The organism is Paenibacillus sp. USDA918EY (assembly GCF_009870825.1).
GTDB lineage: Bacteria > Bacillota > Bacilli > Paenibacillales > Paenibacillaceae > Paenibacillus_AQ > Paenibacillus_AQ albilobatus.
The window spans coordinates 46695-71124 of sequence record NZ_WTWY01000024.1; the positions used below are offsets into that span (position 1 = coordinate 46695).

Consider the following 24430-nt stretch of genomic DNA (forward strand, 5'->3'; position numbering starts at 1 on the left):
AAAAAACTTATTTTACCGGATAAGCTCCGAATTGGCGAGAAGCGCCGTTTTTAACCTTCTGCGGGAGACTTGCGGCGAATCATCGGCAGTACGATCGGAGCGCCGTAACGCGCGGGCCGATCCGAGCCAAACCCCACCGCGGGAACCTCGGGCGGCTACCACCCGTCATCGATGACCGTTTCATCACAGTAGATGCGCATTCGACTTCAACGGCCAATCTCTAGAATCTGCCCGACTTGAAGATGGCGTACAGCAGCCATATGACCATAAGGAACGCGACGCCCAAGCCGATCCCGATCACCGGAAAATGCCACAAAATCGAAGATTGGCGGTTCATGGAGGAACCGATGATCAAACCGACCATAATGATGCTGAATGCCAACAGAACGATGCTGAAGGACAATCTGTTGCTGATCTGGTCCAGCTTGCGCATCAGCGAATCCATCTCCGGGATGCTGATCTCCACCTTCAGCTTGCCCTTGCTGATCAGCGCGGAAAGTTGTCTTGCTTGGGACGGAATATCCAGCAGCGCCTCGGCCAGCCCGGCCGCGCTTCCGAGAAACTTGCCGCGCAGGCGGCGGGGGCTGAACCTCTCCTTCACCAGCTTCCTTCCAAAAGGCTCCGCCATGTCGATAATGCTGAGCTCCGGATCGAGCTTCTGAATGACGCCCTCCATCGTAAGCAGCGCCTTGCCGAGCAGCGTCAGGTCCGGGGGCATCATAATCGCGTGCCGCTGAGCCACCCCGAACAGGTCGCTGAGCGCTTTGCCGATGCCGATCTCGGAAAAGGGGAGGTCGTAATATTCGTCCCGAAGCACGTCCAAATCCCTGCGCAAAGACTCCAAGTCATTGTCTTCCGGCAGCAGCCCGAGATGCAGAATCGCACGGACCATGCTGTCCGTATTTTTACGCATAAGAGCTATAATGAGTTCGGATAAATGGTCCTTCATATCGCTGCTGAGCCGTCCGACCATTCCGAAGTCGAGAAATGCCAAGCTTCCGTCCTTCCGGACGAGCAGGTTGCCCGGATGCGGATCGGCGTGAAAGAACCCCTCCAAGAACATTTGATGCAGCATGGCGTTCACGAAACGTTTGGCGATCAGCTTCCGATCGAAGCCGGCCTTCTCCAGCTGCTCCGGCTGGCTGAGCGTGACGCCTTCGACGTATTCCATCGTCATGACGCGGGAAGAAGTATACTGCCAAAATATTTGCGGGATAAAAATATGGGGATCGTTTTGGAACTGCAGCGCGATTTTTTCCGTATTGCGGCCTTCACGGCTGTAATCCATTTCCGCCAGCAGCGACCGGGAAAATTCCTCGACGATTTTGACCAATTGGTATCTTCTGGCCCACTCCCACCGCTTCTCGGCCATATGGGTCAGGTCACGCAAAATCGCCAGATCGCGCGTAATGGTCTGCAGCGCGCCAGGGCGCTGGATTTTCACCGCTACCTCTTCCCCGGATTTCAGCTTGCCCAGATGGACCTGCCCGATGGAAGCGGCCGCGACCGGAATATCATCAAAACGCGCGAACATGTCCCCTACCGGCAATTCCAGCTCTTCTTCCAAAATGCTTCGCGCCGCTTCCGCCGAAAAAGGTGGCACCTGGTCCTGAAGTTTTACAAGCTCCCGGATCACGGATTCGGGCAGCAAATCGGAACGCGTGCTTGCAAGCTGCCCCAGCTTCACGAACGTCGGGCCCAGATCCTCCAGTACGAGGCGGACCCGTTCCCCTAGCGTCTTTGTCTCCGGCTGTTGCTGCTTCATCCGGCGGCGCGGCAAGGACAGCATTTGGAACAATCCCAATTCCTCCACCATGTAGCCAAAGCCATGACGCATAAGCGCCATGGCGATTTCCCGGTAGCGACCGGTATGCCTGATACGTACAGCCATATTACGAATGTCCCGTTTCAGGCCCTTGTTCCGGGGCAGTTCCTTCAAGTTCGGCGATTCTTTTTTCCAGCGCTTCGATTCGCCGTTCCAGATCGGCAACATGCTTTTCGGAAGGCACATGAAGTTCTGTCAAAATGCGTTGGATCTGCTCCTGCAAGAAATCTTTGAATTGGGATTTTTCCTCCTCGCCGCGCTCGACAAGCCTTTCAATCAAGTCCTTGGACTCGGCCGGCGCAATTTCGCCCCGCTTGACCAGCTCTTCGACGGTCTTTTCGATTTTTTCCTTGCTGACGATCGTCAGGCCCCACCCAAGCGAGATGGCTTTTTTCAACAGATCACTCATTGCAATCCCTCCCATGGCTTATTTTCCCTTATTATACCCCGAAATCGCCTGCCGTAATTACGGCGGTTCTTTGAAGGCTGCAGTTTCTTGAATCGGGTAAAAATGATTCCTTTGGCTCCGGCGTCAACCCGGAAGATGGGCCGCCCAACGGGCCGCCTGCAAAATCAGCCTGCGGATCTGCGGGTGCTGGAACGTCGGCTCGTGATGGCCGGGCATAAAATATACGACTCTGCCGAGGCCGTACTCATGAGTCCATGCTGCCGGGTACCAATCCTCGCCAAGCTTGTATTCGAGCAGCACCTCCTTCTCCGTCAACGGATCAAACCGGATTTGATAAGGCTCCTCCTCCAGTTCGAAAGGCTCGACGCCTTCCGTTACGGGATGCTCCCCGCTGACGCGGAAGGAGATCGGCTGGATCGGCGGATGCCCGTCGAACCGGGCGCCCATCAGCTGGGCCAACTCATACCGGCGATTGCCGATCGACAAGCCGTTATGCAGCACGAGCAGGCCGCCCCCCTGGCTGACGTACGAAAGAAGGCCCGAAGTCTGCTGCTTTGAAACCTGGTCGTCCCAAAGATCAAAGTAACAGATGCACAGGTCGAACGGCTTCAAATGCTCGAGCAGCAGCAAATTTTTGTTTTCGCTGCATTGGACCGAGATAACCTCGTTTAATATATAGCTGATCTGTGCATCCACTCCCTGCAGAGGATGGAATTTCGGATGGGTATAATCGCCGAGCAAAATGCTTTTTTTGTTGGACAAGGCTTTTCCTCCTTCGGTAAGCGCATATCGTCGTATTTATTTTGCCGTATTCCGCCATGTTGAATGCATAAATGGGCGAAGGGGCATTTTTATGCAAAAAGGGATGCCGCTTTCGTACGCACCCCTATATCTTAATAAACACATCTTATATGATTCTTACGCATCCGCCGCTTGAAAATAACGCGCAAGCTCTACGAGCATGCTGCCCATTCGCTCGTCTTCCTGCGGATAAACGACCCGCGAAATTCCCTCTTCCCGCAGCGCCTGCGCCGTCAATTTACCGACAGCAGCCGCTACGACGGGTCCCTCGAACGCCGCCGCCAGCGCCTCAAACTCACCATGACCCCGCGCGTATTCCGCCAAATTGCGGACTTGCGGAGCGCTTGTAAAGGCAGCGGCATCAACCTTGCGGCTCAAAACGTCCGAAAGCAGCTGTTCCAGCTGTTCCGGCTCAGGCGGAATATGCCGGTAAGGCAGCACCTTCCGGACCTTGGCCCCCTGCTCTTCAAGCCACTCCTCCAGCTTGGGCGCAGGATCGCCGTGCAGCTGCAGCACGACTTCCGCATCGCCGAGCGGATATTTGGCCAGCCCACGAATCAGGCCTGACGTGCTTCCGTCATCGTCGCGGACCTTTGTTTCGAGCCCGTGTTTGCGGAGGGCATTGACGGTTTTATACCCCCGTGCGGCCAGCGAAGACTGGCGGAGCGCTGCAAGAAACCGCTCTTCCTCCCCCATATCGGCCGCGATGCCGAATAAGGCATCAAGCCCCATGCCGGTCGTCAGTATAGTCCAAGCAGGAGGACGAGCCATCCAGTCCGCGAGGTCGCCCCGCACCTTTTCATCGTCCAAAAACACCGTGCCTTGAGCCGGGCGGACGAGGGCCGTTCCGCCCATTTTCTCCACGATTTTAACCATGTCTTCCGCTTTGCGCGTGCCTGTAAGTGCAATCGTTTTGCCAGCTAATCGGCTTGCCATTCACGTATCCCCTCTCCCGAAAGCAATCTGTTTTGACCAGTATACTTGACCGAAAGAAAGAGGGGAAGGGATTTTATGGTCCGGCCGGTGGAGACCCGGAAAACCCCGATTACATCGATGCGCCGGCTTTTTTGGAAAGACGGTGTTTTCTCCGCTGATTGTACAAATACCGAACGACAAAATAGGAAATGAAGCCGAGGACAAGCCCGAATACGGACATGCCGATCAGCACGTGCAGACCACCCTGAAGCAAATGCTTGAAGATCGTAAAGTCTCCGTGCAGCAAATTACGCCAGGCATGCTCCTGCAAGGGCATGTCGATCATCTTTTTCGGAAACAGCCATTCCCCGATTTTCTTTGCAAAAGGAAGAAGAACGATAGGAAGGAAGGTCAGCTTGCCGATCACGTTGCCGATAATGGCGGCCGGGAGCGATCCTCCGGCAAGTCTGACAGTGGGATAAAAAATAAGGTAAACTAGCGACCCGGTCGAAATGACGATCATTTCGAGCCCGAATCCGATCGCAAAGCCGAGCGAAACCTTCCTGGCTCCTCCCGGAGAGCGGAACAGCTTGATCATGTTGAACCGGAGCTTCCGCCAAAATTTATGAAACAGGTTGTATTTTTTTTGTTTTTTTATCATGCGATCACCCTTCATAGTCCAAAGCGGCGGTAAGCCGCATGGGAGAGCCGTACCGTCAAGGCCTGCCCTTATGCTCATTGTATCATTTCCGCGTCCCTTTTTCTAACGCTACATTGCCGGAATGACCCTTTCGGTCGGCGTTTTTTGCGGGACGGTGAATGAGAAAGATGAGCAGCGGCAGGACGAGGATGAAAAAGAGGGCGATCAGTGTCCACTCCTCGTTGAAATTAAACAGCTCGATGGAGTTCGAATAGAACCAAAAAGCGCAGCTGAAGGCAAAAAGGCCAATGGGGGCCGCCATCATTTTCCCCGATACGGACGGGATCACCAGCTTCATACCGTAGCAAATGATGTAAAGGCTGATCGCCAGGTTCAGCAGCACGCTCGGAAACCAAATGGCCACCACGATCAGGTCGAAACGGTCCAGGAAGTCCGTGATCCGCAGCTGTCGAACCAGTTCGTATGTCGGGTACATCATCCGTTCGGAAACCTCCACCCCGAGCAGCAGGATGACCATGATGATCACTCCCATCAGAATGGCCATGGTAATGAGCATGGAGTAGACGCCGTGCTTGAATTTATAATCCTTGCTCGAAAAAATGAACGGAAGGATCAGCATTTGTCCGATATAGGAGACGGAGATCCAGCTCCCCTCGGCCACTTTTGCCCAATTGACATGCAGAAGCGGCCGCATCAGGCCAAGGTCGAAATCCCGAAGGGCGATGAGCGGCATCAGAGCAAAAACGATGATGATGATCGGACCATAAAGCTCCGTAATGCCGAGGACTATCCTTGCGCCGCCCCGGGCGATGTAAATCACGGTCGCGGTAATGCAAAGCGAACTGATAAGGATCGGAGTCAGCGGCAGCAGCACGACGTTTGTAAAATCCGAAATGATGCGGATGTCCCTGACAAGAACCATAAAGAAAAACAGGATGTACAGGGACAGGATGACTCTGCCGACTGCCGGAAACCGGCTTTTCAACGATTCGAACAGATTCTGCTCGGGAAACCGTTGGGAGCTTCGTGTCAGCAAATACAGCATCAGCAGAACCAGGACGGCCGACAGCAAATAGCAAATAAAGGCATGCTGGCTGGCCCTGGTGATCAGCTGGCTGGGTACGTTCAGCAACGTCGTGTTAATGACGTAGATCATGCCGATCAGCACGACTTGGCGGGCGGTAATTTTTTGCACGTGAACTATTCCTCCTTTACTGATCTGATTGTTTTAAAAAGGCACCAACGGGCTCAGCCATTTCTCCAGCCATACGGTAGCGTACACGACGCGGCTGATCTGCAGCGCATACGCGAAAATACCCAGTCCCGCCAACAGAAAAATGTAGGTAAACCAGCGGTTTACCTTCGGAAGATCGCGGATCACCTTGAAATCCACGATCAAAATAATCGCCGCCGCGACAATGTATATGATCCAAATTTTATTCATGGTGCAGCTCCACGTCCCTTCTGCCAAACGGTTTGTTGACCGCGCCAATGTTTTCGATATGCAGGTTGGTATTGATCACGACGCTCACTTTTGGATACAGCTCGGCCCAGCGATTCTTCAACCTATCCCAGTCGCGCGGTTTCTTCTGATGGATCGTCCGGCCGAAACCAAGGGCATCGCTATGGTACTCATCTTGAAGCTTATGAAGCCCGGACCGGATCAGGGCGATCATTTCCTTGCTGGCCTCCTGCTCGAGCCGTTTCATATGTTTTTCGTTGCCGAGATCGTAATTGGAGTTGTTCTCGATGACGGACCCTTTGGCCAAAATATCCATATGCATCGTGATGTTGTCGCCATGAATGACAGGGCTTAACGTTACCATGCTTTCCGTGAACATGAGGGAGATATTTCCATTACCAACCGGGCTTGGTAGCACTAGGTTCGAAGTTTTCGACTGGTTCATCGCCAAAAGGATCGTCTTCACTTCCGGCCCTTTAAGGATGCCTGCAAACCGCTCTCCCGAAAACAGGGCGAGGCCGGTGATTTGAATGTTCTTTTTTTCCTTTTTATCCCCGACCGATTCGGGGACGGCCTGCTGCAGCGAAATATAAGGCAAGGAAACATCAACTCCGGTCGTCAGCAGATCATTGGCCAGTCGTTTGAGCGTTATCGGCCTTCTCGTGAGTTGATTCATCAGCTCGCGAATCATTTCGCTCGGGAACTGCTCCATCGGCGCGCTGGCGTCCAAGATTTTATAGGCCGGACCTTCCGTGATGGCGACAAGGGACGAAAGCCGGTTCTGCGGAATGCGCGCGAATTGGTCGAGCATTTGGTTGATGCCCCCTTTGGCAAAATCTTCACCGACCAGCAGCGTCCTGCGGTGGGCATAGGAAAGCCTTCTCGAGTTCCCCGCCTGGATTTTCAGGTTGGCGTTCCGCAGCGTAATCCCTGTCTTCGATTCGAGATAATACTTTTTTTTCCCGGCCGTGCCGCCCCCTCCGCCTTCGCTTCCGCTCCCGCCCAGGCTTCCGGGAAGAGCGATTTGCAGCGTGCTCCTGTACAAGCCGTCCTCCTTGTCCACGCCGGACCCGATCACAAACGCGATATCGTTAATCTCGGTGCGGTCCCAGCAGCCGGTAAGCCCGAGGGATACGCACAAAAAGAGCCCCGCGGTACAAATTTTTTTCATCGAACCATCACCATACCTTGTTGGAAGCGGGCGAGCCGTTAATGTCCGGCTCCTGCCGTTCCTGATTTTTCCTTGACAGCCAGGACGGCCGTCTGCCCATCGTCCACCATGGAGCGCGAGCGAAAATGTCTTTTTGGTCCTGCTTATGGTACGGGCTGACGCCGGAAATGTACGGCACGCCGAATGAAGTCAGCTGCGTTACATGCACGAGAATCCAGGTGATGCCGATGATGATGCCGAAAAGCCCAAGCACGCCGGCCAGCAGCATCAGCGGAAACCGGAGCAGGCGGATGGTAATCGCAAGATTGAAGTGGGGAATGGTAAAGGACGCAATCCCCGTCATAGATACGATAATAACCATCGGCGCCGACACGATCCCCGCTTGAACGGCCGCCTGGCCGATGACCAACGCCCCGAGGATGCTGACGGCCTGGCCGACCGTCTTCGGCAATCGGATGCCCGCCTCGCGCAGCGCTTCGAAGGATATTTCCATCATTAACGCTTCGACCAGCGCCGGGAAAGGAATCGCCTCCCGCGCCGCGGCGATGCTCAGGAGAAGGGTCGTCGGCAGCATATCCTGGTGGAAGGTCGTGACCGCAATGTAAAGGGAGGGCAGGAACAAGGCGATAAACAGGAAAATATACCGAATCCACCGGATGAAGTTCGTAATGAAAAAACGTTCGTAATAATCCTCGTTCGCCTGCATCATCTGGAAAAACGTGATCGGGGCGATCAGGACTAACGGCGTCCCGTCCACGAAAATGGCGCACCGGCCTTCAAGCAGCTGCGCGGCGACGCTGTCCGGCCGCTCCGTGTACATCATTTGCGGAAATGGCGAATACGGATGGTCTTCGATCATTTCCTCGACGTAGCCAGATTCCAGCACACCGTCGATTTTAATGTCTTTAAGCCGGTTTTTGACGTCGTTCACCATCTTGGGATCGGCGAGGCCTTCGATGTAAGAGACGACGATATCCGTTTTGGTATTCGTTCCCAGCACCATGCGGTACATCTTGAGATTCGGCGTCTTGACCTTAAAGCGGACAAGCGCCGTATTGATGCGGATCATCTCGGTAAAACCTTCACGCGGGCCACGGATGACCGACTCGGTCTCCGGCTCTTGAACCGGACGGCGCATGCCGCCCTTGATGTTAAACAGATGCGCCTCGCCGATGCCGTCCACGAATACCGCCACGCTGGAATTCAAGATGCCTTCGACGGCATCGATCCATTTCGTCGCGCTCATGACCTGCGGGAGCGATACGCGGGTATTCTCCAGCGGCTCAAGATCTTCCGGCTTGATCTGCTCCGGAGGCGTCTTGTTTTTCATCCGCATGTACGCTTCCACGATCGGCTCAAGCATATGGCCTTCGAGATCCAGCGAAAGCACGATTCCTTCGACGTAGGCGATGAATGCGCTGATGCCCGGTGCAATCTCGATCGAGCGGTACACCATATCCGAGCAATCCCTAAAAATCGTTTTCAACGTCTGTACGTTCTGATCAAGGCTTTTCTGGATCTCCAGCTTCTCCCAGGGGGGAGAAGGGAGTCCGAGCGGTACGCCAGACGGCAAGCTGGCGGTTTTTCCGGTATGTTGTTTACGTTTACTCACGGCCCTAACCCCCTCGTATGCCGGTGTATTCCGGATGTTACGCCATAGCTTGTGCCAAAATTGGATAATTTATGTGTGGGAGGAACGGCCAACCGAAACAAAAAAACGGCCACGCCTGCAAAGCGTGAACCGTTCCCTATCTGGTAGAACGTTATGATGCGATTTTAAATTTGGCCACCAATTCCTGAAGCTGCTCGGCCAATCGGCTCAAGTGCTCCGCGGAAGAAGCGATTTCTTCAATGGATGCCAGCTGCTCCTGAGCGGAAGCCGATACGGACTGCGTATTGTCGGCGACAACCTCCGACAAATTCTGGATATGCCGGATCGCCTCTACCGCGCTTTCGCCGTTCCGCGCAAGCTCCCTCGAAGCCTCGGCCGCGGAGTGGATGCCTTCCGCCGCTCCTTGAACAGCCTTGAGGATGCGGGTAAACGATTTGCCGGTAATGTCGGCGGCTTCCATGCCTTCGGATACCCGCCCTTTGGCATCTCCCATCGCGGCAAGCACGCGCTGCATTTCCAAGCGCATGCCTTCCACCAGTTCCTCGATACGCTGCGCCGAATGACCGGACTGCTCCGCCAGCTTGCGGACCTCAACCGCCACGACCGCGAAACCTTTCCCATGCTCGCCTGCGCGCGCCGCCTCAATGGAGGCGTTCAGCGCCAGCAGATTGGTCTGTTTGGCGATTTCCGCCATCAGCGTGACGATTTCCCCAATCCGGCCGGTACGATCGCTCATATGTGTCACGACTTCGTCGAGCTCGCTGACGGTTGTATGTATGTCATTCATTTTGCCCGTGACGTCAACGACCGCGGCATGCCCTTCTTCGGCGAACCGGGTCGTACGGGCCATCTTCGCCGAAGCATCATCCATATGCCCGCGGATCCGCTCCGATTGCGTGGACATGAGCTCCATGCTGCCCATGCTTGTCTCCACGCTGCGCAGCTGCTGTTCGCTTCCGGCCGCCACTTCCTGAATCGCTTCCGTCACGGTTTCGATCGCCTTGGTCGTCTGATCGGCCCCCGTCGACAACCCCTTGGCGGATAAGCTGACCTGACCGGTAATTTCCTGCACGTTGACGATCATGCTTCTGAGACTGTCCACCATCGCTTGAAAATGCCGGCTAAGATTACCGATTTCATCCCTGCTCGAGGTGTCGATTTGCGCTGTGAGGTCCCCTTGGCTGATCCGCTCCGTCGCCTGCGTCAGCTTGCTGATCGGGCGGATAATCGAGCGGATGTTCAGGAAGATGATCGCGAGCGCCGCCAAAATGGACACCGTCATGACGATAATCACCGAATTTCGAATTCCCTGCGCCGACGCCTCGATGTCGGACTCGAACATCGATCCGGCCACTTTCCAGCCTGTCAGCCTGTTCGTGGTAAAAGCGAGCCTGCGCTCCTCGTTTTCAAAGGTATACGAAAAATTCCCCTCGGGTTTGCCGTAAAGCGGTTCGAGGAAATCGCCCTCCGCCTTTTGGCCGGTATATTTCGGATGGACAACGTAATTTTTATCCTGGTCGGTAATAAAGATGTATCCCTTGTTTCCGAGCTTCATATTGGTCAGCGTCCGGACGTTGTCCAAATTGAGCTCGATCGAAAGGACGCCTTTCCCGGATGGAACCGCCTGGGATATCGATACCGCCATTTTGCCGTTGGCTGCTTTGAATACCGGGGATACCGACGGTTTGCTTCCTTGTTTAAGAGATTGTACGTACCAATCCTGCTTCGTCACGTCGTATTGCTGCGGCAGCGGATCCTCGGATGCCCGGACGAAATATCCGCCTTCGATGCCCAAAATGACGTCCTTCACGTCTTGATGCATTTCCATGTACTGACGCAGCTGAAGTTTAAGCTCCCCTCCCTTCCCGAGCGGATCTACAATGGCCCTTTCCAAATACGGCTGCCTCAGCAAATATTCAATATCGTTCATTTTAGCCTGGACGTTTTGGGTAATGATATTGTCCGCTGATTTCGTGCTCTCGAGCGCGCTGTTCATCAGGTCCTTGGCGTTTGCGTTTTTGGCGGATTGATAGGATAGAATGCCGATCATGAAGCTAGGGACGAGCAAAACGATGAGGTACGTGATCAATAGTTTTCTTTTAATGGTAATTGAAAATCGTTTCACAATGGCATTTTCCTTTCTGTATCATTAGGACTTGGGGCATAACTCATTTATGCCTGGATATAGCGATTTGGGCACTTATTCATAATATATCGGAAATATGCACAATTTTTTTTCAACTATTATCCAATTCCTTTAGATTATTCTATCATCATCCTCTTCATAGGCAAAGAGGCCTAGTCCTAGAAATACAGAAGATTGCGGCATCGAGTGAAAAAAATCATACGAAAAAAACAAACTTTTCCGTAATTGACCGTTGGGCATTTTACGGAGCTTCGCAAAAAAAGGACAACCCGTAGATCATTTTGGGCTGTCCTTCTTCTATTTGCGCATCGCTGTCGTAATCCGTCCGCTGAGATCGGCAAGTTCCTGCCTAACCTTGGTCATTTCTTCGATTTTAAAATCGACCAGCTCAAGCTGCTTGCTCACCGCTTCGGCCATCTGCTCCAGCTCGGCCTGCCGCTGCGCTTCGTCCAAAGACGAGGAGGCGTTGCTGCGGTGCTTCATCACCTGATCGTGAATTTGCAAAAATTGCTGGATTTCCTGCAGGGAAAAGCCGAGAACCTTTTTGGCGAGAACGATATTTTTGAGCTGCTGCACATCTTCTTCCGTATATAATCGAATTCCTCCATCGGACCGTTCGGGTGATTTGATGAGGCCGATTTCCTCGTAATAGCGGATGGACCGTTTGGTCAATCCCGTTTCTTTGGCGACATCGTCGATTTTAAGCCATTCCAATCCCATTCTCCCCCTAGGCAAAGGTATATTCCAAGTATATCGTTCCCTGGAGGCGAAAGCCAATGAATGTCCTCATAACGGAAGGTAACATTGGCGAATTGCAAAGAGACTTCGAATTTAATGCTGCCCCACCGATTCGCCCCATAAAAATAGACCGTCCGGGAAGGAATGAATCCCCTCCGAACGGCCTCTGCCATCGTTTCGTTTATGTTGCCAAAATCCCCTCGATGCGTTCCAGCGCTTCGGCCGGGATCTCGACGCCCGAAGCGTTTGCGTTTTCGGTCACCTGCTCCGGACGGCTCGCGCCGATCAGCGCGCTGGCGACGTTCGGCTGGCGCAGCACCCATGCAAGCGCAAGCTGGCTCATCTTGAGGCCGAGCTCATCGGCGATGACGCTGAGTTCCCGCACTTTCGCGATTTTCGCTTCGCCGATCTGCTCTTCCTTCCAGTTCAGCTTGGCTGCGCGGCTGCCTTCGGGCGCTTGTCCCGGCGTCGTATATTTGCCGGTCAGCAGTCCCTGAGCGAGCGGCGAATACACGACTTGTCCGATGCCTTTCGCTTCGCCGAGCGGAATGACTTCCTTTTCGATGTCCCGGCTGAACATATTGTACACCGGCTGGTTCACCACGATCCGGTCCAACAGGTACCGGTCCGCCGTGCCAAGCGCGGCTTCCATCTGGGCCGCCGTCCACATGCTGACGCCCACATACAGCACCTTGCCTTGGCGCACCAGATCATCCATCGCCCGCAGCGTCTCCTCGATCGGCGTTTCCGGGTGATAGCGATGACAATAATATAGGTCGACGTAATCATGGCCGAGCCGTTTCAGGCTTGCTTCGCACTGCTCCATAATATGTTTGCGCGAAAGTCCCATATCGTTGGGTCCGTCGCCCATTTTGCCGAATACCTTCGTGGCAAGCACGTAGGATTCGCGCGGATAAGCTTTCAGCGTTTTGCCCAGCAGTTCCTCCGCCGCTCCGCGTTCGTACACGTTGGCGGTGTCGAAGAAGTTGATTCCAAGATCGTAAGCCGTCTGTATAGCCTTAACCGCGTTGTCCCGCTCAACGTAACCTCCATACGTAAGCCAGCTGCCAAGGCTGATTTCGCTAACCTTTAGTCCGCTTTTCCCAAGTCTCCGATACTTCATCGCCACAAGCAAACCCTCCCCGTTAGAATATTCTTCCTCCCTTATTGTAAACAACCGCCGTTTCGATGGAAAGCGGGCCGGTTTCGTTTCCGAAAAATATGGAAATAACTATGGTGTTGAATATGATGAGGAGGATACGCCATGCAACAATCAGAATCCTTTTCCCGGCGTTTGCCGCAGTTCCCCGAATCCCTATGGAGAGCGACGACGGAATTGCCTTCCTTCCCGCGGTTGGACGAGGATATCGAGGTCGACGTCGCGATCGTCGGCGCGGGCATCGCCGGCATTACGACAGCCTACCTGCTGTCGAAGCAGGGAGTCAAAGTGGCCGTGCTGGAAGCGGGAGTCATTCTAAACGGCACAACCGGCCATACCACCGCCAAAATTTCCGCCCAACACGGGAAAATTTACGATGAACTGCTGCACCATTTCGGCGAAGAAAAGGCGCAAATGTATTACAAAGCCAACATGGATGCCAAAGCGTTTATTCTGGGCACGGTAGGCGAGCTTGGCATCGAATGCGATCTCCGGCCCGAAAGCGCCTATATTTACGTGGAAAAAACCGATGACATCCAAAGTTTGAAAAAAGAGTTCGACGCCTACATCAAAATCGGCATTCCCGGACAGTGGAGGGACGAGCTTCCGATCCCGCTGAAGGTGAAAGGCGCCATCGAAATGCCGGACCAAGGCCAATTCCATCCTCTGCATTATTTGAAGCCGCTCGTCGACGAAAGCGTAAAAAACGGCGCCAAAATTTACGAGCACACGACGATCACCAGGCTTGAAGAAGGCGGGCCTCCGTATACGCTTAGCGCCTATCACGGCAAGGCCAAAGTACGTTGCCGCCGGATCGTTTCGGCTTCCCATTTCCCGTTCCTGGACAAAAAAGGGCTGTACTTCGCCCGTCTGCATGCCGTCCGTTCCTATGCGGTGGCGTTCAGACCTGAACGTCCGTTTCCGGGCGGCACGTATCTTAGCGTCGGCAACGCTTCTCCCAAACGTTCCCTGCGCACGGCGAACTATAACGGCGAGGATTTGATCATTGCCGGGGGCGAAAACCATAAAACCGGCCAAAGCATCCGCACCCACGACCATTACGAGCAGCTCGAAAAGTTCGGCTCGGAGGTGTTCGGCATCAAGGAAATTCCGTTCCGTTGGTCCGCGCAGGATTTGGAGACGCTCGACAAAGTGCCGTACATCGGGCAGCTGACGCAGGGCGACGAGGGGATTTATGTGGCGACGGGCTTCTACAAATGGGGCATGACCCAAGGCACGTTGTCCGGGATGATCCTCTCCGATCTCATTTTGGGCAACGACAATCCGTATGCGGAGCTTTATAACCCTTCGCGTTTCAAAGCCGATCCTTCGGTCAAAAACGTCATCGTGCAAAATGCGGACGTGGCCGCCCATTTTGTTGCAGGCAAGGTCGGCCTCGTCCAGCGAAAAGCGGACGACCTTAAACCCGGGGAAGGCGGCGTCATCTCGCATAACGGGAAACGGGCCGGAGGCTATCGGGACGATCAAGGCAACCTGTTCATCGTCGACACAACCTGCTCCCATATGGGCTGCGAAATCGAGTGGAACGAAGGCGAGCGCAGCTGGGATTGCCCATGCCACGGCTCGCGGTATACGTATGAAGGCGAGGTCATCGAAGGGCCTGCGACCAAACCGCTTGAGAAGCTGGAGGAACGGATTTAATCTGCGGGCACAGATTTGCATACGGTAAAGGGGTTGCTTGGCCGTTTCGGGCGGCTGTCTGGAATATAACGTAAAAAAGCGTTCTTCTTGCCACAGCGGCGAAAGGGAGCGCTTTTTTATTGACAGAACCTGCCTGGGGACATACGCTGATTTCCATAAGCAACCTTTTCAGGAAATCATCCGTCATGATCATTGGAAGAAAAAAAGCAGCGATCCCTTCCGGGCTGCGAAAAGGAGAATTAGGATGAAAAGCAACCCATTCCATTTGCGGACCGCGTTTGGCATCATCGCAGCCGCAGCCGCGCTATCATTAACCGCCTGCTCCGGTCAAAACGCGAGCGAACCGCCCGCCGCCGAAACTTCGGGACAACCCGTTTCCGAGCAAAAAAACGATGCCGGGGCCGGCTCCGTTGCCGAAAAGCAGAAGACGCCGGAAGAAGCCTTCTACGCCGCATATAAGGAAGGCACGTCCGATCAGGACAAAATCGAAAACATGATGAGCCGCATCACCGATTTGGATTGGAAAACGTATCGGGAGCTCCGGAAAGACGTTCCTCTCATGGACGAAACGCTGGGCTATCTATACAGAAACCGCCATATGATCAAGCCGGAACATTACAAGGCGGTGTTCTCGGCCACCCGCAATTTGGATGGGGCAGGGAGCGAAAGCTACGCCGCTCTTGTGAGCGAGCTGTTTGGGGCGGACAAAAAAGCCGCGATTCATGCGTTGTCCGTCATGGACAATCCGAATCGGCGGCAATCGGTCATCGGCATGATCGCCTATGGCTTAAGTTATAAGGATACAAAACAAGTCAAAGATGAAATTGCAAAATGGCAAGCCGACGCCGCCCTTTCCTCCACGGAAAAGGAGATCGTCCAGGAACTGCTTAAAGCCGTTGATCATCCTTATTGAAGATCCCTGTTTATAACACTCCGGCTTCTTATCCTCAAAGATATTTAGTAAGGCCGCTCCTGATAAAAGAAGTTCGGATAAACGATCGTATTGTCGTAAGATTGATGAAAAATATGGGTCGTTGCCGGAGACACCGGCGGGATGAGCCAATTCCAATACCCGGTCAGCTTCCGGCCGCATTTGGCTTCGCGCTGCTCGAACAGCTGGAACTGCGCCGCCGCGGTATGGTGGTCCACCATGCTGACGCCCGCCTGTTTGTACGAATGCAGCACGGCCACGTTCATTTCAACCAAGGCCCGGTCGCGCCACAGCGAAGTCTCGCTTGCGGTCGACAGCCCCATCAGCTCGGCTACTTGCGGCAGAACGTTGTAACGTTGTTCATCCGCGAAATTGCGGGCGCCGATTTCCGTCGCCATGTACCAGCCGTTAAACGGCGCCGCCGCATAATGAATGCCGCCGATGACCAGCTCCATATCGGAGATGATCGGTACGGCATACCAGCGCAGGCCCATATCCCCGAAGGCGGGGTAATCGGGATGCGTCAGCGGCACTTCCAGCACCAGCTCCTCCGGTATAGGATACAACGCCGGCTCCCGCCCTTCCGCCTGAATGACGAGAGGAAGAACGTCAAACCGCGTGCCCTTGCCTCTCCACCCCATCTTCAGGCACACATTCGTAAACGGAACCGAAGCGGGATCGCCGACGATCCCGTCTTCCGCCCGGTATCCCGCATACCGGATCAGCTGGTGATTCCAGATGCGGACCCCGCTCCCCGACGGCCCCGCGGGCTTGAAAACCGACAGCGTCGGGACGATTTTGCCGCCGTTGGTCGCCTCTCCGATATGCGCCAGCAGGGCGGAATAGATGTCGTCCGGGTGCTCCAAATGCCGCTGGTCCCGCACAACCATCGAATCCCAAAACAGTCTTCCGATGCAGCGGTTGCTGTTCCGCCAGGCCATTTTCGCCCCATGCTCCAGTTCCTCGAACGTATGCCCGTAGGTTCCGGTCGACTCGATTTCTTTTTGAATGTCCGCAAGCCTCGCGGCAGCTTCCCGCTCCGTTTTTCCGAGCTCGGCATAACATGCCTTTATATAATCTTCCGCTTCCCGCAGCAGAACGTTATGATCCGTCATCATCGCCCATCATCCTTATGCTCCGTCTATTGTTTCCGAACCTATTATAGCCCTAAAAGAGGCCGCCGGTTCGGGGCAAACTTGATATCTTCGTGAACTCGCTTTCTCGTTCTATCTCTCGACATGCACCGCTTCTTCTTTGACTTCGGCCGGTCTCGACGGCCAAAATGCGAAACGCCCGAGCAGCGTCGTGATCGCCGGCACCAGGAACGGCCGCACGATAAACGTATCCAGCAGCACGCCCACCGCTGTAATGATGCCGAATTGGACAAGAACCTGGATCGGCAGCGATGCCAGCACGGCAAACGTTCCCGCCAAGATCAGGCCGGCAGAGGTGATGACCGAACCCGTCTCCCCGACGCCTTCCTTAATGGCCTGCTTGAGGGGCATTTCTTTTCTCTTTTTCCAAATGCTCGAGATCATGAAAATGTTGTAGTCTTCGCCGAGCGCCACCAGGAATACGAACGAATACAGCGGAATCGCGCTCTGGATGGCATCGGCCCCAAGCCCGTAATGGATGATGATCCAGCCGAGGCCCAGCGCCGAAAAATAAGACAGAATGACCGTCAGCACAAGATATACGGTGGCGGTAACCGAACGCAAATAGACGAGCAGCAGCAGCGTGATCATGCCGATCACGACCGGAATGATCACCATCGTATCCCGGTCGCCCGTTTCCCTCGTATCGTATTGGGTCGCCGTTTGGCCGCTGATCCATACTTTATCGGCAGGCGAGGCGATTCCGGCCTCCTGCAGCGATCGTTCCGCAATGCCGCGCAGATCCGGGATGAGGCCGATCGCCTCAGGCGAATACGGATTGATGTTCAGCTCGATATCGTAAGCGAGAATATTCGCATTTTTTTCTCCTTGTTTCGGCTCGGACACGCTGCTGACAAAGGACATGCCTTTGAGCTTTTCGCCCAGCACATCCCCTTGGCCACCGGTGTCGACCATCAGCTTTATGGGCGCAAGCGTTCCCGGGGAAAATTGTTTGCCGATCAGGTCGTATCCTTCCCGCGATGCCATATTTTTCGGGAAAGAGGACATGATGTCGTTGGTGAATTTCACCTGGCTTGAAAAGGCTGCAAGTCCTCCGAGGACGACCAGCGTGACGATCACGATCAGCCACGGTTTCGTTACGACCCAGCGGCCGGCAAAGCTTTCCTTTTTCGGTTTCGGAGAACGAACCGCTTTACCCTTGCGCCGGGCACGTTCTTCCTCCATTTCCGGCGTGCGCGGAATAAACGGATAAAACGAAACGCGGCCAAAGATCGCGAGCAGCGCGGGCACAAGCGTCAAACTCGCGATGACCATCACGAAAATCGATACGCTGAACGGAACGGCAAAACGGTGATAAGCGCCGTATTTGGCCAGCAGCAGCGCAAACAGCGACAGCACCACCGTAAATCCGCTCATGGCGATGGCGCCGGAGGTTTCGGTAATGGCGCGGACCAGCGCCCTGCCTTTGCTGGCCTCTTCCTTGAGAAGATGACGGAAATGGGAGATCAGGAAAAGGCAATAGTCCGTTCCTGCGCCGAACAGCAAAACCGTCATGATCGAGACCGCCTGCGAATCGACGGTAATCCAGCCTTTGGACGCCATCAGTCCCAGCAGCGGGCTGATGGCTCCGTACGCAAAGCCTACGGCCACAATCGGGATCAGCGCCAAAATCGGAGAACGGTAAATCAGCAGCAAAATGGCCAAAACCAGCACGACGGTCGCCATCATCAGCTTAAAGTCGGCGTTTTTGAACAGCCCGGACGCATCGATGGAGATGCCGACGGGGCCCGTCACCCGGGCGCTCAGCTCGCCGCCGGACTCCGTGCCGGCCGCAAACGGATCGGCGCCAAACGTTTTGGCCGCCTGCTCCTTCAGCTGCTCGGCCCCTTCCTTCAGCTGGTCGCTGCTCGCGCCGCTGCTGAAAAGAACCGGCGTCACTAGCGTGCTCCCGTCTTTGGACAACTGCGCCGTCAAAGCCTGGACGGGCACCTTATCCAGCGGCGGGACGAACTCCTGATGCAGGACAGGCGCCGCCCCAAGCTCGGCGTACAGCTTCTGCACATGCCCCAGATCTTCATTTTTAAGGCCGCCCTCCCGATGCCAAACGATCAGGGCAGGGATGCCGACGCTGCCGAACTGCTCCGCGGCCACCTTTTCCGCCTGAACGGACGGAGTGTCCGCCTGCAAATTGGCGGCATTGTTTTTCACCTCTTTGTTTACCATCGGCCACAAGGCGCTAAGCGCGCCAACAACGATGATCCAGACGGCAAGCGTGATCCATTTGCTGCGTTTTCCGGCAACGAATCGCCCAAATCCCGAATGCTGTTCCATGGTCTCCTCCTCACCCCGCTCCGGGTGTAAATGGTATAGTTGTGTATATGCATGATCTAGAAATGGTATATTCGTAAGGGATTACCTTATTCATACGTTCGCTCAATAATTAAATATACCGGAAGGTTAATTATTGAACAAGCATTTTTCTACGGAGGTAAACATGGAGCATTCCGCACACCAAGCCAAAACGAAACGCCCTCCCGGCCGCCCGAAACGGCAGGAACATGAGGAGGCGACCAGCCAGTTTATTTTAAAAACCGCTTCCGACCTGTTTATGGAATACGGCTATGAGCCGATATCGCTGCAGCAAATTGCCGAAGCATGCGGAATTACCAAAGCGGCCATCTACTATCATTTCGAAAATAAACCGCAGTTGTTCACCGCGGCTGTTACGACCATGATGGAAAGGGCGCGGAAAACGTCGGAAGAGATCATGCAGCAGGAGCTGCCGTTATACGACCGGCTTGTTATGTTGGCCGAACGAAAGCTCCGGTTCCCGCACGGCGATTTCGAGACGATTCTGCGCAAGGCGTCCGATTCCCTTACCAAAGAGCAGCTGGAAAGCATCCGCCGGAGCGAGGAAAGCATTCATCATGTCCTGACGGTCAGCTTCACGGAGGCGATTCAAAAAGAGGAGGTTCGTCCGCTGCATCCGCTGCTGATGGCCCATACGCTGGCCTCGATGCTGATGCTCGGCAACCGGGAAGTGGCCACGGACATCAATCCGTCGCCCCAGGACCTGGCCCGCGACATCATCGAATTGTTCTGGAACGGCGTCGGGATTGAACCGAACTCCCGCTCCGGGGGCGCCCAATAACCTTAACTTGAAGCCGAATCCGATCGAACCTTTCCCTCTTCGCTTGCATAAGGTATATTAGCCCATCAAGTTGGAGAGGAGACCAGCCCTTGAATCTATACGGAGCCTACTACCGGCCCTCAACGAGTCCCGACGCCGCGCTGGCCGGAGATCTGATCAAAGCCATCAATGGCGAATTTAGCGCGATAACCTGCTACGAACAATTGGCGAAACTCGCTCCATCCGAGAATGCCAGAAAACGCATTTTGGAAATTCGCGACGACGAGGCAAGGCATCTGCGTTTTTTTCAGCAGGCTTACCGTCATCTGACCGGGCAAACGTCCGAACCCGTTCAGACGGAAACCTGCCCGAAGCAGTACAAGGAAGGTTTGATATCTTCGTTTCTCGACGAACAGGAAACCGTTGATTTCTATTTGAAAATGTCCGACCGGGCGCAGGATCCTACCCTGAAGGACACGCTTCGCCGTATCGCCATGGATGAGCAAAACCATGCCGTCTGGTTCTTGTATTTGCTGAATCATGGCTGAGACGGAACCGAAAAAAAGAGGCTTTCCCGGGGAAGGCCTCTTTCTTTTGGAAGAATCTCTAAAGGATCGAATATTCATCTCCCGACGACTATCGTTACTGCGTTAACAAATCCAGCAATCTTTCTTTGAACAACGGATTATAAATCCTCTTGCACACCACGGCGTTAGGTTCATGGACGAACCCTTCCGAAATCGAGAGGTTTCGCCCGTCGTGAAGGATCACCTGACCGTAGGCCGCTTCCTCCTGCGTGCAAACGTAGCAGTGGCATGGGCTTTTTTCAAGCACGATGTCGTCCCATAACACCACGCCCATCGCCACGGCATCCGGCAAGTCCACAAAATGGCCGCCGCTTGCGCCCAAATTGTATTCGAGCAAAGAGCGGTTGCATTTTACGGCGAACACGGCCTCTTTTTTCCCGCTCGATAACAAGCGTTCCATGTCTTCCCGATTCAGCGCCGCATCTCCCAAGCAAACGTCAAAGCCGATGATCGTCACGGGAATTCCGGATTCCAGCATGACGCGATACGCTTCGGCATCCACGTACACGTTAAATTCCGATACCGGCGTCGTGTTTCCGGGGCCAAAACCCGCCGTTCCCATAGAATAAATATGTTTGACGTTTTTCATGATTTCAGGCGCCTTTAAAATGGACAAGGCGATATTCGTGACCGGTCCGATCGCGACGATTTCGATTTCGCCCGGATACCGCGCCGCCAGCCGGATGATGGCATCCACCGCGTGCTCCTTTTCCGGTTCCAGGGACGGATGAATCAAATCGTCATCCCCCATGCCGTCTTCGCCATGAACGTTAACGGCCGTCACCAGATCCCTGAAAAGCGGCTTCGAAGCCCCCTTATAAACCGGAGGTCGTTCCCCCTCCGTCACCTCGATGGTCATCAGCGCGTTTTTTGTAGCCAATTCGAGCGGCACATTCCCGCAGACGGTCGTGACCGCTGCCACGTTGACGTCGCTTGATTTTAATGCCATCATGAGCGCAACCGCATCGTCGCTGCCTGTGTCGGTGTCGATAATGATTTTTCTCATTTTCATTCCTCCTGAACCTAGGTTTGAAAATGAGTATACGTTGTAGTTTATTGTTAAAATAGGTCATATGACCAAAAATGAAAATTACCCTGAATATGGCCGGTGAGTCACATTGAACCTTGAAGAGATCATGGGCAAAGCCCCGACCGATATTAAGCAAGAATTTATTCGGCGCACGTATCCTAAAGACAGCAGCATCATCCATCCGTCGGAGGATAACCACTACCTGTACATCTTAACATCAGGGATTGCCGAGGTTTTTAGGCAAAGCCCGGGCGGCTCCATGATTTCGCTGTATCGTTATGAAGCTTACGGTTGTTTCGGGGAAGTCGAAATTTTTAATCGAGACATCAAAACCTTGAACGTTACGGCAAAAACGGATTGCGAGATTGTCGCGCTGCACGAAACCGCCGTGTTTCGATGGATGCAGCAGGATTTTGATTTTACGAAGTATTTGATGGAGCATATGGCCGCAAAACTTATTTCCAGTTCGGACACGGTCGCCAAGCTGTCGCTGTTAACGGTCAAAGACCGCATTTTGTACAGCATCCATGCCCATTACAAAATAGGTGACCTGGAGAGGTTGACCAAACAGGAGCTTGCAAGCGAGGTATGTGCTCCCCTCCGCAGCCTCAACCGTTCCATTGCCCAGTGCATGGATGAAAACTTCATCGAATATAAGAAGAAGAAATTCAAGGTCCTTTCCATCGAAAGGCTCGAACATTATTTGGACCGGATATTTTAGAAAAAGAAGTCAATAGAAGCTGGTTAAGTCCGCTCAAGCAGACCGGAATAAAGCCGAATCAGCCGGAATAGAGAACGCGAAAAAGGATAGCATGCGCAGATGGCCACCTGCGGGTGCTATCCTTTTTTATAAAGCGACAAGACGGTGCTCATTCCCGTTAACATTTATGAGGCGATGTCGGCCTCCATCTCGGCCAGCCGGACCCGGCTGCGGTAAGCTTCGAGGGATTCATCGATGATGCTGCTTACCATGATCTTATCCGCCTCGGGAAGCAGGGTCAGCGCGTAATTCCACGCATTCTCTTCGATTTGGAGAGCCGTCCGCATTCGCGTTCCTTCGCTGAGGCTCATATCCTCCATTTGTTCGCACAACGAGGACAGATCCGAATCCGCCGCATGACCAAGCTCATGGGCCAGCACAATCGCAAAATATTCCTCCACCCGTTCAAGCGAGCCGAACATCTGCATGCACTGCTCCTCGATCACCCCGGTGTACATCGTAATGCTTCTGGAATGCATGCCGAACTTCCCTCCGACCAGACGCCCGCCATAAAAACGGGATTCAAGCCGAACGGTAACATCAATCTCCGACCGCTCCAGCAGCTTTTGGGCGATCTGATTTAAGCGTATAATCTCCAATTCCGTATCTTTATCCCCTTTTTCATCGAAATTCACAATAGTCATTATACCGGGAATTGGCAATAATGCAACAAGTTAGCAAGCGTTTTATGCCCCGGTTTGCGCCTCGGCTTCCTTAGGTTTGGAGGACAATACCTCTTTCTTCAAAAACCAACACAATATGAACACGATGATCATCGCGACAAAGGAGTACATGTAGATATGCTGGAACGACTCTACGAACATCGTTTTTACCGTCGTGACCAGATTTGGCGCAAGATCTTTAGGTATCCCGCCTGCGGCCAAATCCTGCATATGTCCTTTGACGCTCTCAGGCAGCTGCGGGCCCAAGCTTCCTATTTTCGAGATGAGCGTCGACGATAAGAGATTGCCGAACAAACTTACACCGATGGTTGCGCCAATCGTTTGAAATAATGGAACGGTTGCCAAGGCAACCCCTGTGTGCTCTTTTTCAACAGACTCTTGTACGATCAAGTTATCGCTGCCGAACAGAACACCCATGCCAAGGCCCGAGATCACGAAGAAAATGATAATCTGCACGATGGTCGTATCCATATTGATATGTGAAAAGAGGTAGAAACCGATCACCGGCAGAATAAATCCGATGCCAAATATATCGCGGTAGCGAACCTTCGTTAATAAAAATCCGCAAAGCATGGACGAAGCTACTGCGCCAACCATCATGGGCAGCTGCAAATAACCGGATTCCGTCGGCGTGAGTCCTAACACATTTTGCCCGAAATACGGAAACGACGAGAAGGCACCCATCAGCCCAAGACCTACGATAAATACAATCGTTGATAAAACCACAATATTGCGGTTCTTGAATAAATGCAGCGGAACGATCGGTTCCTTTACCTTGGATTCGACCCATACAAAGATTCCAAGCAATGCAGCTCCTAATACGAGTAAACCTACAATGAGCGGTGAGCCCCAAGCGTATCCGCTATTTTGAACGAGCACGGGCGTGATCAACAGCGATACGATCGAAGCGACCAATAGAATAGCCCCGCCCCAGTCTATAGCCACTTTCTTCGCCTGCTTCGACTCGCGAAGTCCGCTTGCCAAAAAGATCGCCGCAATCACTCCGACCGGGATGTTTACGAAAAAGATCCAATGCCAGCTCACTTGGTCGACGAAAAAACCGCCCATCAATGGACCGAGCAGCATGGGAATGAACATGACCGGTCCCATCAAGCCTTGCACTTTAGCACGCTGCTCCACCGGAAACAGATCGCTCGATATCGTCATCGCAAGCGGCATCAAACCGCCGGCGCCGATCCCCTGAATGCCGCGTCCAATCAATAATAAGGTCATCGAATGCGATAATCCGCACACGATGGAGCCGCCGATAAATAAGGCCATACATATCAAATAAATCTTTTTCCGGCCAAACAAGTCCGCCAATTTCCCTAGAATCGGCATGAACGCCGACATGGCCAGCATGTAAATCCCGGCTACCCATCCATATAGGGACAGTCCGCCGAGCTCGCGGATGATCGTCGGCATCGCGGTACTGACGACCGTTTCGTCCAGTTCGGAAAATATAATTCCTATGAGCAAGCCGATCATGACAAGGACCTTGTGATTTTTCTTCTCTAGGATCCCCTGACCGCCCTTTAACGCATTTTCCATTTTTTCAGCTCCTTTAACTTTTGTACCACGATTATAAAAGAGCTGTATGAACTGAATATGAACTGAAATATTTTCAGAAAAA

The 24430-nt window shown here is 53.7% G+C and carries 22 protein-coding genes; 5 read left to right on the top strand and 17 right to left on the bottom strand.

The annotated features are described in order from the left end of the window. Window positions 1-220: 220 nt before the first annotated feature. From GQY55_RS28535 to GQY55_RS28590, 12 genes are all read right to left on the bottom strand, one after another. Window positions 221-1891 (bottom strand): ABC1 kinase family protein, encoded by a 1671-nt coding sequence (locus GQY55_RS28535; RefSeq protein ID WP_160045325.1) that lies wholly within the window; start codon window positions 1889-1891, stop codon window positions 221-223. A 1-nt stretch (window position 1892) separates the two neighbouring features. After that, window positions 1893-2234, bottom strand: a complete 342-nt coding sequence (locus tag GQY55_RS28540) for a phasin family protein (RefSeq protein WP_160045326.1) — start codon at window positions 2232-2234, stop codon at window positions 1893-1895. 123 nt (window positions 2235-2357) lie between these two features. After that, window positions 2358-2996 carry a ThuA domain-containing protein gene (locus GQY55_RS28545; protein WP_160045327.1) on the bottom strand — a complete coding sequence of 213 codons (639 nt, stop codon included), beginning with the start codon at window positions 2994-2996 and terminating at the stop codon, window positions 2358-2360. A gap of 156 nt (window positions 2997-3152) precedes the next feature. Next, window positions 3153-3971 carry a uroporphyrinogen-III synthase gene (locus tag GQY55_RS28550; protein WP_160045328.1) on the bottom strand — a complete coding sequence of 273 codons (819 nt, stop codon included), beginning with the start codon at window positions 3969-3971 and terminating at the stop codon, window positions 3153-3155. 109 nt (window positions 3972-4080) lie between these two features. Then, window positions 4081-4611, bottom strand: a complete 531-nt coding sequence (locus tag GQY55_RS28555) for a DUF2062 domain-containing protein (protein ID WP_160045329.1) — start codon at window positions 4609-4611, stop codon at window positions 4081-4083. Between the two features lie 82 nt (window positions 4612-4693). Beyond that, a complete protein-coding gene (locus tag GQY55_RS28560) occupies window positions 4694-5806 on the bottom strand; it encodes a GerAB/ArcD/ProY family transporter (protein WP_160045330.1) in 1113 nt (370 codons plus the stop codon). 33 nt (window positions 5807-5839) lie between these two features. After that, window positions 5840-6055, bottom strand: coding sequence for a hypothetical protein (locus tag GQY55_RS28565; protein WP_160045331.1), 216 nt, complete (start codon window positions 6053-6055; stop codon window positions 5840-5842). Next, on the bottom strand, window positions 6048-7244 hold the full coding sequence (locus GQY55_RS28570; protein WP_160045332.1) for a Ger(x)C family spore germination protein: 1197 nt from the start codon (window positions 7242-7244) through the stop codon (window positions 6048-6050). Before GQY55_RS28570 ends, GQY55_RS28565 begins: the two co-directional genes overlap by 8 nt. 7 nt (window positions 7245-7251) lie before the next feature. Then, the gene (locus GQY55_RS28575; RefSeq protein ID WP_442953649.1) at window positions 7252-8856 is read right to left on the bottom strand and encodes a spore germination protein; all 1605 of its coding nucleotides are present in this window, start codon (window positions 8854-8856) and stop codon (window positions 7252-7254) included. A gap of 151 nt (window positions 8857-9007) precedes the next feature. Then, a complete protein-coding gene (locus tag GQY55_RS28580; protein WP_160045333.1) occupies window positions 9008-10981 on the bottom strand; it encodes a methyl-accepting chemotaxis protein in 1974 nt (657 codons plus the stop codon). 318 nt (window positions 10982-11299) lie between these two features. Continuing rightward, window positions 11300-11716: a MerR family transcriptional regulator gene (locus GQY55_RS28585; protein ID WP_160045334.1), complete on the bottom strand. Its 417-nt coding sequence runs from the start codon at window positions 11714-11716 to the stop codon at window positions 11300-11302. Between the two features lie 205 nt (window positions 11717-11921). Beyond that, window positions 11922-12863 (bottom strand): aldo/keto reductase family protein, encoded by a 942-nt coding sequence (locus GQY55_RS28590; RefSeq protein WP_160045346.1) that lies wholly within the window; start codon window positions 12861-12863, stop codon window positions 11922-11924. Window positions 12864-13004: 141 nt separating this feature from the next. Between GQY55_RS28590 and GQY55_RS28595 the strand changes: the two genes are divergently transcribed. Together GQY55_RS28595 and GQY55_RS28600 are read left to right on the top strand one after the other, a co-directional pair. After that, on the top strand, window positions 13005-14561 hold the full coding sequence (locus GQY55_RS28595) for an FAD-dependent oxidoreductase (RefSeq protein ID WP_160045335.1): 1557 nt from the start codon (window positions 13005-13007) through the stop codon (window positions 14559-14561). Window positions 14562-14805: 244 nt separating this feature from the next. After that, window positions 14806-15474 carry a hypothetical protein gene (locus tag GQY55_RS28600; protein ID WP_160045336.1) on the top strand — a complete coding sequence of 223 codons (669 nt, stop codon included), beginning with the start codon at window positions 14806-14808 and terminating at the stop codon, window positions 15472-15474. A 44-nt stretch (window positions 15475-15518) separates the two neighbouring features. On the opposite strand, the gene GQY55_RS28605 is transcribed toward GQY55_RS28600, so the two are convergent. Further along, window positions 15519-16607 carry a nitric oxide synthase oxygenase gene (locus GQY55_RS28605; protein ID WP_160045347.1) on the bottom strand — a complete coding sequence of 363 codons (1089 nt, stop codon included), beginning with the start codon at window positions 16605-16607 and terminating at the stop codon, window positions 15519-15521. Between the two features lie 111 nt (window positions 16608-16718). Continuing rightward, window positions 16719-18938, bottom strand: coding sequence for an MMPL family transporter (locus tag GQY55_RS28610; RefSeq protein WP_160045337.1), 2220 nt, complete (start codon window positions 18936-18938; stop codon window positions 16719-16721). A 163-nt stretch (window positions 18939-19101) separates the two neighbouring features. Between GQY55_RS28610 and GQY55_RS28615 the strand changes: the two genes are divergently transcribed. Together GQY55_RS28615 and GQY55_RS28620 are read left to right on the top strand one after the other, a co-directional pair. Further along, window positions 19102-19758, top strand: coding sequence for a TetR/AcrR family transcriptional regulator (locus GQY55_RS28615; RefSeq protein ID WP_160045338.1), 657 nt, complete (start codon window positions 19102-19104; stop codon window positions 19756-19758). An 89-nt stretch (window positions 19759-19847) separates the two neighbouring features. After that, the gene (locus GQY55_RS28620) at window positions 19848-20285 is read left to right on the top strand and encodes a ferritin-like domain-containing protein (protein WP_160045339.1); all 438 of its coding nucleotides are present in this window, start codon (window positions 19848-19850) and stop codon (window positions 20283-20285) included. Window positions 20286-20379: 94 nt separating this feature from the next. Here GQY55_RS28620 and GQY55_RS28625 read toward each other — a convergent pair whose 3' ends face one another. Continuing rightward, complete coding sequence (locus GQY55_RS28625) at window positions 20380-21330, bottom strand: nucleoside hydrolase (RefSeq protein WP_160045340.1); 951 nt, start codon at window positions 21328-21330, stop codon at window positions 20380-20382. Window positions 21331-21460: 130 nt separating this feature from the next. Here GQY55_RS28625 and GQY55_RS28630 point away from each other — a divergent pair, with 130 nt between their 5' ends. Continuing rightward, a complete protein-coding gene (locus GQY55_RS28630; RefSeq protein WP_236575937.1) occupies window positions 21461-22075 on the top strand; it encodes a Crp/Fnr family transcriptional regulator in 615 nt (204 codons plus the stop codon). Between the two features lie 164 nt (window positions 22076-22239). Here GQY55_RS28630 and GQY55_RS28635 read toward each other — a convergent pair whose 3' ends face one another. After that, window positions 22240-22758, bottom strand: coding sequence for a hypothetical protein (locus tag GQY55_RS28635; protein ID WP_236575938.1), 519 nt, complete (start codon window positions 22756-22758; stop codon window positions 22240-22242). 42 nt (window positions 22759-22800) lie between these two features. Further along, window positions 22801-24348 (bottom strand): MDR family MFS transporter, encoded by a 1548-nt coding sequence (locus GQY55_RS28640; protein ID WP_160045343.1) that lies wholly within the window; start codon window positions 24346-24348, stop codon window positions 22801-22803. Window positions 24349-24430 lie beyond the last annotated feature (82 nt).

Excerpts from the sequence above, each read along its gene's own strand:
- GQY55_RS28535 (WP_160045325.1), bottom strand. The coding sequence starts at position 1,891 with ATGGCTGTACGTATCAGGCATACCGGTCGCTACCGGGAAATCGCCATG.
- GQY55_RS28540 (WP_160045326.1), bottom strand. The coding sequence starts at position 2,234 with ATGAGTGATCTGTTGAAAAAAGCCATCTCGCTTGGGTGGGGCCTGACG.
- GQY55_RS28550 (WP_160045328.1), bottom strand. The coding sequence starts at position 3,971 with ATGGCAAGCCGATTAGCTGGCAAAACGATTGCACTTACAGGCACGCGC.
- GQY55_RS28555 (WP_160045329.1), bottom strand. The coding sequence starts at position 4,611 with ATGATAAAAAAACAAAAAAAATACAACCTGTTTCATAAATTTTGGCGG.
- GQY55_RS28565 (WP_160045331.1), bottom strand. The coding sequence starts at position 6,055 with ATGAATAAAATTTGGATCATATACATTGTCGCGGCGGCGATTATTTTG.
- GQY55_RS28570 (WP_160045332.1), bottom strand. The coding sequence starts at position 7,244 with ATGAAAAAAATTTGTACCGCGGGGCTCTTTTTGTGCGTATCCCTCGGG.
- GQY55_RS28590 (WP_160045346.1), bottom strand. The coding sequence starts at position 12,863 with ATGAAGTATCGGAGACTTGGGAAAAGCGGACTAAAGGTTAGCGAAATC.
- GQY55_RS28595 (WP_160045335.1), top strand. The coding sequence starts at position 13,005 with ATGCAACAATCAGAATCCTTTTCCCGGCGTTTGCCGCAGTTCCCCGAA.
- GQY55_RS28600 (WP_160045336.1), top strand. The coding sequence starts at position 14,806 with ATGAAAAGCAACCCATTCCATTTGCGGACCGCGTTTGGCATCATCGCA.
- GQY55_RS28605 (WP_160045347.1), bottom strand. The coding sequence starts at position 16,607 with ATGACGGATCATAACGTTCTGCTGCGGGAAGCGGAAGATTATATAAAG.
- GQY55_RS28610 (WP_160045337.1), bottom strand. The coding sequence starts at position 18,938 with ATGGAACAGCATTCGGGATTTGGGCGATTCGTTGCCGGAAAACGCAGC.
- GQY55_RS28615 (WP_160045338.1), top strand. The coding sequence starts at position 19,102 with ATGGAGCATTCCGCACACCAAGCCAAAACGAAACGCCCTCCCGGCCGC.
- GQY55_RS28625 (WP_160045340.1), bottom strand. The coding sequence starts at position 21,330 with ATGAGAAAAATCATTATCGACACCGACACAGGCAGCGACGATGCGGTT.
- GQY55_RS28630 (WP_236575937.1), top strand. The coding sequence starts at position 21,461 with ATGGGCAAAGCCCCGACCGATATTAAGCAAGAATTTATTCGGCGCACG.
- GQY55_RS28635 (WP_236575938.1), bottom strand. The coding sequence starts at position 22,758 with ATGACTATTGTGAATTTCGATGAAAAAGGGGATAAAGATACGGAATTG.
- GQY55_RS28640 (WP_160045343.1), bottom strand. The coding sequence starts at position 24,348 with ATGGAAAATGCGTTAAAGGGCGGTCAGGGGATCCTAGAGAAGAAAAAT.